General features: G+C 41.2%; 10 protein-coding genes. 7 read left to right on the top strand and 3 right to left on the bottom strand.

Translation table 11 applies throughout. The features are described from left to right. Nucleotides 1-98: 98 nt before the first annotated feature. The 3 genes from ACEW8E_RS09990 to ACEW8E_RS09980 all read right to left on the bottom strand — a co-directional run bounded on the left by ACEW8E_RS09990 (nucleotide 99) and on the right by ACEW8E_RS09980 (nucleotide 3,844). The gene (locus ACEW8E_RS09990) at nucleotides 99-1,319 is read right to left on the bottom strand and encodes an NACHT domain-containing NTPase (RefSeq protein ID WP_373480197.1); all 1,221 of its coding nucleotides are present in this window, start codon (nucleotides 1,317-1,319) and stop codon (nucleotides 99-101) included. Between the two features lie 708 nt (nucleotides 1,320-2,027). Continuing rightward, nucleotides 2,028-2,741 carry a hypothetical protein gene (locus ACEW8E_RS09985; protein ID WP_373480196.1) on the bottom strand — a complete coding sequence of 238 codons (714 nt, stop codon included), beginning with the start codon at nucleotides 2,739-2,741 and terminating at the stop codon, nucleotides 2,028-2,030. A 65-nt stretch (nucleotides 2,742-2,806) separates the two neighbouring features. Continuing rightward, the gene (locus tag ACEW8E_RS09980) at nucleotides 2,807-3,844 is read right to left on the bottom strand and encodes a hemerythrin domain-containing protein (protein WP_373480195.1); all 1,038 of its coding nucleotides are present in this window, start codon (nucleotides 3,842-3,844) and stop codon (nucleotides 2,807-2,809) included. An 809-nt stretch (nucleotides 3,845-4,653) separates the two neighbouring features. Here ACEW8E_RS09980 and ACEW8E_RS09975 point away from each other — a divergent pair. The 7 genes from ACEW8E_RS09975 (at nucleotide 4,654) to ACEW8E_RS09945 (ending at nucleotide 13,627) form a co-directional block, all read left to right on the top strand. Beyond that, entirely contained in the window at nucleotides 4,654-7,692 is a 3,039-nt protein-coding gene (locus ACEW8E_RS09975) for an MFS transporter (protein ID WP_373480194.1), read from the top strand. 26 nt (nucleotides 7,693-7,718) lie between these two features. Beyond that, a complete protein-coding gene (locus tag ACEW8E_RS09970) occupies nucleotides 7,719-8,825 on the top strand; it encodes a DUF2382 domain-containing protein (RefSeq protein WP_373480193.1) in 1,107 nt (368 codons plus the stop codon). A 525-nt stretch (nucleotides 8,826-9,350) separates the two neighbouring features. Beyond that, nucleotides 9,351-9,845 (top strand): YsnF/AvaK domain-containing protein, encoded by a 495-nt coding sequence (locus ACEW8E_RS09965; RefSeq protein ID WP_373480192.1) that lies wholly within the window; start codon nucleotides 9,351-9,353, stop codon nucleotides 9,843-9,845. Nucleotides 9,846-10,143: 298 nt separating this feature from the next. Then, nucleotides 10,144-12,249 carry a catalase gene (locus tag ACEW8E_RS09960; RefSeq protein ID WP_373480191.1) on the top strand — a complete coding sequence of 702 codons (2,106 nt, stop codon included), beginning with the start codon at nucleotides 10,144-10,146 and terminating at the stop codon, nucleotides 12,247-12,249. A 178-nt stretch (nucleotides 12,250-12,427) separates the two neighbouring features. Further along, a complete protein-coding gene (locus ACEW8E_RS09955; protein ID WP_373480190.1) occupies nucleotides 12,428-12,724 on the top strand; it encodes a hypothetical protein in 297 nt (98 codons plus the stop codon). Nucleotides 12,725-12,890: 166 nt separating this feature from the next. Continuing rightward, a complete protein-coding gene (locus tag ACEW8E_RS09950) occupies nucleotides 12,891-13,073 on the top strand; it encodes a YqaE/Pmp3 family membrane protein (RefSeq protein WP_373480189.1) in 183 nt (60 codons plus the stop codon). Between the two features lie 164 nt (nucleotides 13,074-13,237). After that, nucleotides 13,238-13,627, top strand: a complete 390-nt coding sequence (locus tag ACEW8E_RS09945; protein WP_373480188.1) for a phage holin family protein — start codon at nucleotides 13,238-13,240, stop codon at nucleotides 13,625-13,627. Nucleotides 13,628-13,799 lie beyond the last annotated feature (172 nt).

Raw genomic sequence — 13,799 nt, 5'->3', positions numbered from 1 at the left:
ACCTTCTCAGTGTAGATGTACTAACACCTTTTAGTTTTGCGGCTTCAGAAATAGATAGTTTACTCATTGTTCTAGTCTAGCTCAAAAAATGAGTAAGTTTAAGAAGATTTAAGTAACTTTTTGTTAACTGTTAAAAGCCCTTGCTTATAAAAATCAGAGCGTTTGGCAGGAAATTTTTTCTGACCGTGAAATACCCAGCAAGCGAGATGCAGGAACAGGGGCGTAGTAACCAGTTGACGAAATTGCCAGTTTTCTGGTAAGTTCAACTTCTCGATAAACTGAGCCGACTGATCCTGTCCAGATTGAAGGGGCTTTTGAGTGAATGTAGCAAACCACTTTTGCGCGAAGATGGTGATTTGAGCTTGGGTAAAAGGGGCAATTTCTACATCAGTAAAGCCTTGTAGTTGCAGTTTTTGGGCGGCGGTGCGACTGGTTGCCACAAACTGATTTTTGTGATATTTTTTCGAGAATCTGCGAATCTCTCTAATAACTTCTGTCATGTTCTGTTTCATAACTTCATCCATGCCATCTAACAATAACAAGACTCTACCCTCTTGCACTAAAGTTTCAGGCACTGACGGGTTTGAAATTCCGGAAATGAGAAACTCCTGATGAATGTAATTCAGGAGGCTAAATTTGGCATTATCTCTAGATTCTTCAGCAAAATCTTTGAGAGGGATAAAGATCGGTACTTGATGGGCGGAGAACTCCCCTCGATCGCACAGAATTGCAAGATGTTTTAAAAAGGTGGTTTTGCCCACCCCTGATTTACCTAATAACCTAAGTTTGGAGTAGGTTTGGACTGCCTTCATTCCAGATATTTGTTTCTGCTCAACTTCTCCTCTGCCGAAGCGATCGAATTCAGTGGGTTTCAATTTTTGTAAGTCAGCAATCTCAAACCACTGTTGACTAGCAATTTCTTCCAAAATATTAACATCTACATAGATTTCATCAATGCTGACAGGATGATTGATGTCTAATAACTGCAAGATGCCACACTGATTTTGAATGGTTTCCTTGCGTTGCGATCGCACCTGTTTAACTAGATTATCAATATTAAAAGGGGCAGTTTCTCCTGGTTCGAGAAATTCCGCCGGCGGATTATCTGTAATCTCGCGCCAATCTAAATCAAGTATTGCACAAATTTCCGTAAAAGTACAGCGATCAACAGGTCGTCCAGAGAAAAATCGCCAAATCGGTTGACGAGTCTTTAAGTTCACCTCCGCCGCCAAATTTTCCTGTGTCCAACCCTTTAAGGCAAATGCTCGTTTAGCCTTTTGAATTCCCGAAGGGGATGCCTGAAATGACCGTTTGACCATAAAAAAGATATAAAATTCATATTAAGGTTTAGAATAAGCTAAGTTTTATATTTTATAAAATCAAAAAGTTGCCGTTTCATCATAACACTTTTCCCCTCGGTAAAACAATACAAAATATTAATTTTTGTAACGACTTAAAATATACTCCCTGTGTGCGGAGTCAAGGAGAGTCAGCTCTCATCTATACTTAGGGTGTCAGGTGTCAGGTGTCAGGTGTCAGGTGTCAGGTGTCAGGTTAAAGAATCAAAAATCAAGGTTTTTAGATTATACAAAGTACAGAGAAATACCTTGTTAATTCAAAAAAATAAGGTTAAAAATGCTTGATTTTCCCGTAAAAATTGCTAAAACTGTGCAGTTTTTTTGTTGATGTAGTGTCTCTAAAGTTTTAATTTTAATAGCTTTCTGACTCCCATCAGCAACCCCTACTAATTAAGGGCAGGGCTGTTTCAAAGTAAGTTGGTAAAAATTTTGGGGTGTTGGGGTTTTAGGGGATTAGGGGATTAGGGGATTAGGGGATTAGGGGTTTTTTTACTTACAGATTTTAAATAATAATAAAAAATCTTAAAAGAATCAATTTATGATAGTAAATTATTAAAACTCATTACTCATTACTCGTTACTCATTACTCCCTCAAAACCCAAAAATTTGAAAATGAAACAGCCCTAGTGAACTAAGGTGTCACAGTGTCAGCTTGACGGTGGGAGAATGTCAAGATTGATATTCTTCATTAGACTCTCGTCTGTTGGTATGAGCATTGCGAGCTCCTACATTTGCACCTATCACCGATGCGGCTAATCCGAAAAGAGAAGCAAAGATAAAAGCCCAACCAGCTTTAGCCCCATTGTCAGCAACATCTCTAGCTTGTTGAGCAGTTAAAGTCGGCATCGAATTTTGTGTTTTGGATGGAGAATTAAGATTTTTTGGCGTTGCAGAGGAATCCCCAGCATTTCCAGTGCCATTAGGAATCGTCACCCCGCTTTGTTGTGCTTGGTTAGCGATATTGTCCGCATTAGCTGCAACTAAACCAAAAGTACCTGAAACCCCACTTGCTAATAGCCAAGAACTTATAGCAAGGGTTGTTGCCCAAAGAATCACACCGTTAAGCATCGCAGTCTTATTATTGACAGAACCATAGGCTCTTGCGGTTATCCAACCGCCTAAAAATAAAGAAATGAATAAACTAATAATTGTCCAGATGCCCACAGCTTGAGCCACGTCACCGGCATTTGAACGGGGTGCTTCTGAACCTGCAATGTTGCTAAATCCGATGGCAGCACCGATGGCACTCAGCAATAACTGGGTACTTATTGCCACAACTAATCCAGCAATGATTGCGCCCCAATGAACTCGATCGCTGAATTGTCTAACACTGGTAATTTGTCGCTCTGGGGAAGTTTCTAAAGGTCGATTAACATAAGCCATGATATTTACTCCTGTAATTTAAAATAATTTGATAGAACTTACGGGAGTGTAAGTTCTTAGAAAGTCTAGTGAGAAGCAACTGCTAGTCGCTGATCCTGAATTTTGCTTTTGGCAGTTGTGAAGTCTGTCGCTAGTTGTTTTTGTTGTTCGTCACCCAAACTGTTTTGAATAAGAGGGAACATATCTTTTTCTTCTTCTGACACATGGGCAGTTACTGCAACTGTTAAACGCTCTATAGCAGTTTTAAATGCCACTATATCTTCACAATTCATGGCTTTAATCTGTTCAAGCATTTGCTTCATTTGTGTTTGTTCGTCATATAGTTGCTGAACCTCCTCATAATAAGGACGCACAACAGGATAGACAACTTCCTCCTCCGCTTCGGAGTGAGCAGATAAGTCTTGGTAAACCTGTCCAAAATACTCTTGTAGTTTGAGGGGATCGTTAGTAGCTTTAATCTGACCTAACAGAGTATTTACTTTAGTGTGATCTAAACGAATTAGGTCACAGATATCCATTTCATTATCGTTATGATTCATGATGCCACCGGCAATACCACTTAGGGCGGATAGGGTATCCTGTACCCTTGACCATAGTCCGCTGTCGGAAGGCTTACCCGTTAGTTCTAAAGTGCTTAGAGATTCCATCATCCCTTTAAGTTGCTCTTCATGACCACGATTTTCAAAGTTAACGGCATTTAGAGGCGCGATCGCTACTGCAATATCCGCACCAACCACTTGTCCTGCCTTGTGAACGAGAACTCCTGATATGGCTTGGGTATGTTTAAGCAGTTCATGCTTTGCCACTTTTTCAAATAAAGAAATCTCTGAATCTTGCATCATGTTCTCGATCTCTTCGATTTCTTTCTGCATCGAGGGTTTCGGTTTAGCTTTAATGCCATACTGAACGATCACCGTGTTTATAATATCCAAGTTCTTTTGATCATCTTTGAGAAAGCCTTCTAAACGGTTAGAAATTTCTTGATCACCACAAGCTCGGATTAAAGATTGCTCGTTGGCAATCAGCAGATTCTGAGTCGCTTTCATGTCTGCTAGTTTGACGGCGATCGCTGTCCGTTTGTTATCTTCTAATGTTATGGACATTTGCCATTACTCCTTTATAGTTAAGAGATTGTGTTCTCTAGTGAAGATTCTCACACTGGCATGTTTGATTCCCTGAGTGATTTGATTAATTTGATTGATTACGAAACAAAGTGTAACAAAATAACCGTTCAAATCCCTATTATTTAACTGACGTTACGCAAAAATAGAATTAATCATAGGAAAAGGTGTCAGGTGTCGGGTGTCAGGTTTCAGGTTAAAGAATTGACAAGAAACTGATGTTTATTGATTTTCTTCTTTTTCTTCTTTTCCTTGTACAAGAGTCTATTGAGGAAAGTGGTGCATTGATTCTTAAACCAGCTACGGGCTACCTGAAACCTCCCTTAACTTAACATAGGTAGATTTTCATACTATATTTTTTTGAAGTGCAAAATGTAGGTTACTAGAAATCAAAGATTAAGGAATGATTTATTCCCACGAAAAAACCGACACAATATTAAGAATTGAAAACTACTAAAACAAATTATACAGTCTTATGACAAAAGAAACATGATTTCCACCATGCAGAGGTAATTCTAGGGGTAGTTGCAAGGCTAAATAAATTTGTAAATCGTGAGGATATTTATGTTGCTTCGGGTGAAAACTTGCCCCTCTGTTGGTTAGATGTCAATTATAAAAACCTATAAGATTCTTTTGGAGTTAAAAAAATGATTTTATTTCGACAAATTCGTAGATTTTTTACGATTATTAGTTCGCTCACACTACTTGTAGTTGTAAGTACTTTGGCTCTCGGCACTTCAAATAGTTGGGCGACAACTATATCGTCTAAGCAAGTTGTGGCACCATTACCGATGGCACAAACGGCTATTTTGTTTTCAAGTCCCAAATTTTTACTGGCATTGGTGGTAGGCGTTGTCATGGCGTTTGCTTTTCAATTGCTCTTTGCTAACTTTGCGATCGCAGTAGTGGCTGGTCCGGATAGTCCTTCTAAGGATAGCGACTCAGAGAGCTTAGGTGACACCGTTCGTGGCATTGAAACTAAAGTTGGATTCGGACTACTAATTAGTGTGAGTATTGCCCTATTTGTAGCCTCCTTTTTGGCGGTAAAACTGAGTCTAGTGGACACCCATCTACAGGGGGCAATTATTGGTATAACCATCTGGTCAGTTTTCTTTACCTTGTTGACTTGGTTGGGTTCTACAGCCCTCGGTTCTTTACTAGGATCGATTATTAGTACTGCCACCACAGGGGTTCAAAGTTTGTTAGGCACTGGTACGGCAATGTTAGGGGCAAACATGGCTAAAAACCAAGTGGTTTCTACCGCAGAAGAAATTACTGCTGTTGTTCGCCGGGAGTTAACCTCTGGTTTTGACCCTGATAGTATTCAGAAAACTCTGCAAAGTTCTTTAGACAAAGCACACTTGTCAGGGGTGAATCTTGAGCAATTAGGAGGTCAGTTTGAAAAATTATTCAAGGATGCAGATTTGGGTGCGATCGCCGATAGTGATTTGCTCAAAAACTTCAACCGAGATACTTTCGTTAAGTTAGTCAGTAACCGCACAGATCTCTCAAAAAAAGACATCAATGGCATTACCGATAAGCTTGAATCAGCTTGGAAAAAAGTTGTTGATTCCAACGGACACAGCGATCCCCAAGAATTGATTAAACAGTTGAAGTCTGCAGCTCCTGAAGATTTACAATCAGGTAAACTCAGTGAGCAGTTAAATAAACTGGTTAAAAAAGCCTCGGCACAGCTAACTCCCGGAGAGGATTTGACCAGTCGAGCGCTTCAGTTTGGCACGACAGCAGTCTTGAGTCGAGTTTTGCAAAATGTTGATGTTTCCGATGTAGATGTGGAGAAGATCGGTGGGCAACTGCGGACATTTGCAACTAACTTATTGCACACAACTGAGGAATCCAATGGTCACTCTAATGGTAAATCAAATGGTCATGGCAATGGTGAATCTGGTAAAGAACTAAAACCCTTTAGCGTCATTCAGGGAGATCTCGAAAACTATTTGCTGTTTTCCCCACGTTGGAAACTAAACAAGCAAACAGTTAAGCAAGAATTTCGTGATGTGATTTATGATGAACAAGCTGATCCGGGTATTATTCGTCAAGAGTTGGAATTGATTGATCGAAACTACTTTGTGAAGCAGTTAAGTCTGCGGGATGACTTTACCCCCAAAAGAAGCAAGGATTTAGCGGACTATTTAGAAGAAATTCGTAACGAGGTATTTAGCACCGTTCAAACGGCAGAAACGCAGGGTAATTTGCAAGATCTTTGCCGTCGAGTAGAAAACTATCTAGGCTCTACTGACAAAGCAGAATTAAACCCAGAGGCGATCGCTCAAGACTTTAAGACTTTACTTGAAGATACCGAAGCGGATTTAGACCATGTGGAAGAGCGTCTTGGGCAGTTCGATCGTAGCACCTTAGAGCAAATCCTAAACCAACGAGACGACATGAGCTCTGAAGAAGCCAATGAAATGGTGAATGAACTCGAAAGCACCCGGGATCAAGTCCTGTCAGAAGCGAAAGAATTGCAAGACCACATTCAAGCTCAAGCAGAAGAATTGCATCAGAAAGTCTCAGACTACCTACAAAATACCAACAAGGAAGAACTTAACCCTGAAAGTATCCAACATAACTTAAAAATACTGTTCTATGATCCATACCCCGGTCTGAAGGGTCTTCGAGTAAGGCTTTCTCAGTTTAATCGAGACACCCTGATGGAGATATTAAGCCAACGTCAGGATCTCAGTGAAAAGCAGATTAATCAGGTGCTAGATCAAGTAGAGTCGGCACGGATAAAAGTAGCGAACAAACTCGCTAGTAAACCTAAAGAACAGTACGATCAAACAACCCAGATTCTCTCTAAGTACTTCCGCAACACAAAACTCGAAGAACTCAATCCCGAAGGCATTCAACGAGATTTGTCAACCTTGCTTAGTGACCCAAAAGCAGGAGCATCAGCCCTGCAAGAACGATTGTCTCACGTTGATCGGGAAACACTGGTCAAACTATTGAGCCAGAGAGAGGATTTGACCGAAGAACAAGTCAATCAGGCGATCGATCAGACTCTATCTGCTATTCGCAACGTTATTAAAGCTCCTCGTCGTTTAGCAAACCGTGTCCAGAAACAGGCAGTTGACTTTAAAGCGAACCTGAAAGACTATCTGCAAAACACCAACAAAGAAGAATTGAATCCTGAAGGCATTAAGCATGATCTACAACTTCTGTTGCAAGATCCTCGTGCCGGACTGAGTAGTCTGGGCGATCGTGCCGCCGAGTTCGATCGTGAAACCTTTGTGGCATTGTTGGCTCAACGAGAAGATATGACAGAGGAAGAAGCCAATCACATTGCGGATCAGGTGGAATCTAACTTTAAGGCTGTCATTGAACAAATTCAGAAGGTACAACAAGCTATTCAGTCAACGATCAATAAAGGGTTTGACAATGTTCGTAACTATCTCAATGGTTTGGAACTCCCCGAACTCAACTATGAGAGCATCAAGCAAGACTTTGGTAAGTTGTTTGATGATCCCCAGATGGGTTTAGAAGCTCTGCGCGATCGTCTGAGTCAGTTTGATCGAGATACCCTAGTAGCGGTTTTAAGTTCCCGTGAAGACATCTCCGAAGCAGACGCTAACCGAGTCATTGACCAAGTTGAAGCCGCACGAGATGGCGTTTTACAGAAGGTTGAACGAGTTCAGCAGGAAACGCAAAAACGGCTTGAGTCTGTCAAACAGGAAGCACAAAAACAAGTGCGAGAAACTCGCAAAATGGCGGCAGGTGCTGCTTGGTGGGTATTTAGCTCTGCTTTATCCTCCCTAGTCGCCTCTGCGATCGCAGGTTATCTAGCGGTTACTCGGTTCGCCCTTTTATAAACCATTAACAGCCCAAGGAAATAAAAATGAATACAAACACTAACAGAAATAAACGTGCGATCGGTACATTCCCGACTCCCAGCGCTGCTGAACAGACTCTTCGTGAATTAAAAGACTCAGGTTTTGCCATGGATCAAGTGTCCGTGGTGGCTCAAGGCTCAGAGCAAAATGAAACCATTACAAGCGGAGCCGATGTCAGCGATCACGCCGACAATAAAGCCGACGATGGAGCAAAAGTAGGTGCTTTGTCGGGCGGTGCTTTAGGTACTCTGACAGGATTACTGGTTGGTCTGGGTGCCTTAGCTATTCCGGGTGTTGGTCCCATCATACTAGCTGGAGCAGTTTCAACAGTTTTAGCCACAACAGTTGCTGGAGGTGCGATCGGAGCCGCCGCTGGCGGTTTGGTAGGGGGACTGATTGGACTGGGCATTCCTGAAGAACAAGCCAAAATCTATAATGATCGGGTGTCTGCCGGTGAATATCTAGTGATGGTTGACGGAACAGATGCTGAAATTGCCAAGGCTGAAGCCATTTTAAACCATCACGATATTGAAGAATGGGGCGTATATGACGTTCCTGAAACGGAAGCGACTACTGCAAACCAAGAGGCGATTGCTACTCATTCGGTTGATATGCTCGATCGAGTAACCCCTGTGGCTGCTCTCCCTGTTGTTAATAACTCAGAGGCGAAGCAACGTGCTAATGCTACCCCTTCGGATGATGTACAAACAGTGAAATTGTACGAAGAACGTCTGGTTATGAATAAAGATCGTCAAAAAATCGGTGAGGTCAAGATTGGTAAGCACGTGGAACTAGAAACGGCTCATGTTTCGGTGCCACTAGAAAAAGAGCGTATTGTGATCGTAACGATTCCCCCAAGCGGTGAAACGGTTGATGCTTCTAATGTTGATGCGTTTCATAACAGTGGAACTGTTCGAGTGGAAGTTTACGAAGACACTCCAACCATTCACAAGGAAGCCTTCTTGCGTGAGGAGGTTACCATCCGAAAAGAAGTGATTCAAGAAACCGTTAAGGCAGAAGAAACCTTACGTCGGGAAGAACTCGATGTTGATACTCAAGGTAGCCCCGTTATTGATAACCACTCGAAGTTGACTGGAAACCCTCGCCGTTAAACCTCTAAATTAAACAAAAACTTACATTATAAGGGAGTTCAGTGCATGAGTGCTGAACTCCCTATTTTTATGGACATAATTTCTTTCGGATTAAGATCTGATGTTACGTAAAAATAAAATTAATCATCGGAAAGGGTGTCAGGTTAAAGAATTGACAAGAAACTGATGTTTATCGATTTTTTATTAGTTTGTAGTAAGGGTTAAAACCCTTCTTAAACCAAATATGGTTGAAGTCTATTGAGGAAAGCGGTGCAATACTGTTCGGATAAGCACCCCAGCCCCCAACTTTGGGGGAGTAAATTTCTGAAAGTCCTTTGACATTTGGAATCCATGTTTGAGATTTAAGAACCTGAAACCTCCCTTAACTTAACATTTGAATCAGTGCGTAACGTCAGTTAAGATTTGAAACTTACTTATACAAGATATACGTTTTCATAACATATCAAACACGATTTAAACCACCCAGATGTCATTCTGTAAAAAGTCACCAGACTAAATAGACTAGTACATTTTGGAGTAACAACAATGCAAGCTAACAAATCACCGATTAAAGAACCATCTGATGGTAACAAAGCTAAACCTTTGACACAGCCAATTTCACTAACTGACGCAGAAACCGTGAAATTGTACGAAGAACGCATGATTGTGGATAAAGACCGCACAAAAACAGGAGAGGTTGAGATTGGTAAGCATATTGAATTAAAAACCGCTCACGTTTCTATGCCCATTGAAAAAGAGCATATTGTGATTGAACGGACTCCTATGAGTGAGCAGACAGTTGCCACCGACAATGTTGATGCGTTTGATGACAATAAAACTATTCGGATGGAAGTTTACGAAGACACTCCTGACATTCACAAGGAAGCTTTCGTTCGTGAGGAGGTTACTATCCGAAAAGAAGTGATTAAAGAAACCATTAAAGCGGAAGAAACCCTACGTCGGGAAGAACTCGATGTTGATACCAAAGGTAATCCTATTATCGATAAGAGTTCTAATCAGACTGAAAACCTCCTCCGTTAGAACTTTACGACTGACTGCAATGTAACTCTTTATATTGCAATCAGCCAATTTTTCTATCAGCCAACAAATCACAAATTATTTTTGACTAGGTTCGAGATTAAAACTTTTTAGAATAAAGGCTATTAAGTAATAAGTGTTCAAATTTTAGCCAAGGAAAATAATTAAATAAAGGCAAATAATTCCTTCAAATTAATTTGGCATAAGTTTAAATCAATTCTTACTACTATCTCCTGTATCCTATCTCCTTACTCTTATCTAAGTTTATTCTCATCTTCACAACTTTAGGAGTTATAAAATCATGATGCGGAAATCTCAGCCGAATAAAACAGCAAAAACCAAATCCTTAGAGCAGTTTCAGGTTGATGCTGGTGAACAACTCACAACCAATCAAGGAGTAGTGGTAGATAACACAGACAATTCACTGAAAGCCGGAAATCGAGGTTCTTCACTCCAAGAAGATTTCCATTTTCAAGAAAAACTCTCGCACTTTGATCGAGAACGTATCCCCGAACGAGTAGTTCATGCACGGGGAGCAGGAGCGCATGGCTACTTTCAGGTTTACAAGCCCTTAACTGAATACAGCAAAGCTCAGTTTCTACAAGATTCGTCAATTCAAACTCCTGTTTTTGCAAGGTTCTCAACGGTAGCGGGTTCGAGGGGATCAGGGGATTCTGTGCGTGATGTGCGAGGTTTCGCCGTAAAGTTCTACACCCAAGAAGGTAACTACGACTTAGTGGGGAATAATATTCCTGTTTTCTTTATTCAGGATGCTATCAAGTTTCCCGACATTGTGCATTCGATAAAGCCCGAACCAGACAACGAAATCCCTCAAGCATCGACAGCCCATCCTAGTTTTTGGGACTTCATTTCCCTTGTACCCGAATCCACTCACATGATTATGTGGTTACTGAGCGATCGCACCTTACCTCGTAGTTTTAGTCGGATGCAGGGTTTTGGGGTTCATACTTATCGATTAGTTAACGCAGAAGGCAAATCCCGCTTTGTCAAATTTCACTGGAAACCCATTTTAGGAGTACATTCCCTTGTCTTTGACGAAGCCCAGAAATTAGCAGGAAAAGACCCTGATTTTCAACGCCGAGATCTCTGGGAGTCCATTGAAAAGGGCAATTATCCCGAATTTGAACTGGGGGTACAGATTATTGAAGAAGAAGATGAACACAAATTTGACTTTGATATTCTCGACTCCACCAAACTGATTCCTGAAGAGTTAGTTCCCGTAAGGGCGATCGGCAAAATGGTATTAAACCGCAACCCCGATAATTTCTTTGCTGAAACAGAGCAGGTTGCTTTTCAGCCCTCAAATGTCGTGCCAGGTATCGATTTTAGCGATGATCCTCTATTGCAAGGGCGCTTATTTTCCTATCACGACACCCAACTCCATCGCCTAGGCAGTTCCAACTTTGTCAATCTACCTATCAACCGTCCCGTTTGTCCTTTCCATAACAATCAACAGGACGGACGAATGCAGATGGGAGTCAAAACCAGTCGGGTAAATTATTATCCTAATGCCTTGGGAGGAGGACAGCCTGCGCCCTCGGAAACCGAAGGCTATGTCCATTATCCAGAAAGGGTTGAAGGTCACAAAATTCGGGAACGTAGCCCCGGTTTTGGCGAACATTTTAGCCAAGCAACCTTGTTTTGGAATAGCCTAAGCGCCTTTGAGCAAGAGCATTTAGTTGAGGCGGCTTATTTTGAACTGGGCAAAGTCGAAGATCAAGGGGTACGGGAAAGGATGGTTGATCGTCTGAACCACGTTGATCATGAACTGGCAAAACGGGTTGCCATCGGAATCGGCGTAACAGCTCCTACTCAGTCCATTATGCCCAATCATGGACAAAGTTCTCCAGCCCTCAGTCAAAACGCTTTAGCCGTCAAAACAGGTAAAGGGCGCAAGGTGGCGATCTTAGCCGCAAATGGCGTAGAAGCGGAACAAGTAACGGCTATTAAACAAGCATTGACAGAAGCAGGGGCGGAGGGGCTGATTGTATCGAAATTTCTCGGTTCGATCGAGAGCGCAACGGGGGAAATCCTGAAGGTTGATCAAACTTTTTTAACCAGTGCCTCGGTGATGTTTGATGCAGTTTATGTTCCTGATGGTACTCAAAGTATTGAAATCCTCAAAGCAAACGGAGATGCAATTTCCTTTATTAACGAAGCGTTTCTCCATTGTAAGGCGATCGCAGCTACGGGTGAGGGGGTAGAGTTGCTCAAAGAGTCGAATATTTCAAATATTACTTTTTCAGAAGATTCTTTACAGGATGATCAAGGGGTAATTAGTGCAAAAATGTCCTCTAGTTTGAGTGCTGTTGCCAAGTCGTTTGTGGAGGCGATCGCCGAGCATCGCTTCTGGAGTCGTAGAATTCAGCCAAAAGTTCCTGCTTAGGAGAATGCGATAAGTTAAGTTTTGTATCGTATTCAACGAATTCATTCAAATTTAATCAAGTCACTCACGAAATCAAACAACCCTCTGTCAGAGTAATAACAGAAGGACATTAGTTAACTGAATATTTTGAGTGAGTCTCAAAAATGTTCAACCACAGAATTATTGAGGAAAATAACTCATGATATTAACTGTCGATCTATTGGCACTGCTCAAAACAAGAATTTCTGAATTCGATCGACGACTGGCCTTGCGCCATGGCGATCGCTACGACAAAATCAAGCAGCAATTTGACGGGGCAAAAAAGTGGTATCAAACCACAAAATCTGAAGCCCAAAGCAGTAATACTATTCCACTAGACCAAAAGCAAGAGGAAACCTCTGATCAATTTGCTAAAGCTGGAGCTACTACTGCTCGTCAAGAAGAAGTTATCAAGCAGAAATTAAAAAAACTGTTGGACAACCGAACCAAGGGTTAAATAAGCGATCAACGCAGTTTAAACACTTATTGATAAAACAAGCACACTTCGGCTTTATTCAGTACAATTCTTGCCTGTGACCCGATCTTTACGAGAAGTTATTTAACTGTACAACAGCTTATCAATTTCCCTCTTTATTCATTTCTTAACACTCGGATTAAAAACCATGAAATTCCTATATATAGTTCTCGGCATCCTGATTCCCCCTGTCGGTGTTTTCCTAAAATTTGGGATCGGTTCAACTCTATTTATCAATATTGCACTAACCTTACTGGGTTGGATTCCAGGCAGTATTCATGCAGTTTGGGCTATTGTGAAACAAGATCAAGAGCTTAACAAGACTGTTTAGAAATAAGCTGTTAATCATCTAAATTGCATCACAGACAAGGGGCTTAAGCCCTTTGTTACAGAGCTTTTAGAAAAATCACCATGTAACCTATACATCATACAGCTTAAAACCAGCATTTCTCAAACAAAACTAATTTCTTTCAAGTCGTTTATTGGATTAAAAACATGAATAATATCATTGGATATTTCTTTACTACTTTAGCAACAGCCTTAGGTTTACTAATCATCGATTTACTTGTGCCAGGAGTAAACATTGCCAATTTTCCGAGCGCATTAGTTGCCGGGGTTGTCATTGGATTGGTGAATTCTACCATTCGACCAGTGCTTTCTATATTATCACTACCGATTAATTTTTTAACCCTAGGGCTATTTTCCCTAGTAGTCAACGGTTTTTGCTTTTGGTTAGCGTCTTTATTAGTCCCCGGTTTTGCTGTAAATGGCTTATTAGCATTCATCTTGGGACCAATTATTCTGTCATTTGCCAGTACTTTCTTAAATAATTATTTTGCTGAAAAAAATATTGATCAATCTCCTTCTTTAACCAGCAATAAATAACGTCCTTATAGTTTTGTCGGGGAGAAGTCAATAGGGGAGGCGATCGCCGAGTCTCGCTTTTGGAGTTGTAGTGATATAATTTCAACAACAAAACCTTAATCTCCTCGCCGACTTGTCATCCCCACAGTAACTCTATCGGCTATCGAGTCAGGGTTCTCAGAGGGATTCTAAG

Origin of the sequence: Geminocystis sp. (assembly GCF_041753295.1) — a bacterium.
Taxonomy (GTDB): domain Bacteria; phylum Cyanobacteriota; class Cyanobacteriia; order Cyanobacteriales; family Cyanobacteriaceae; genus Geminocystis.
This window is presented reverse-complemented; position numbering and strand designations above follow the sequence as displayed.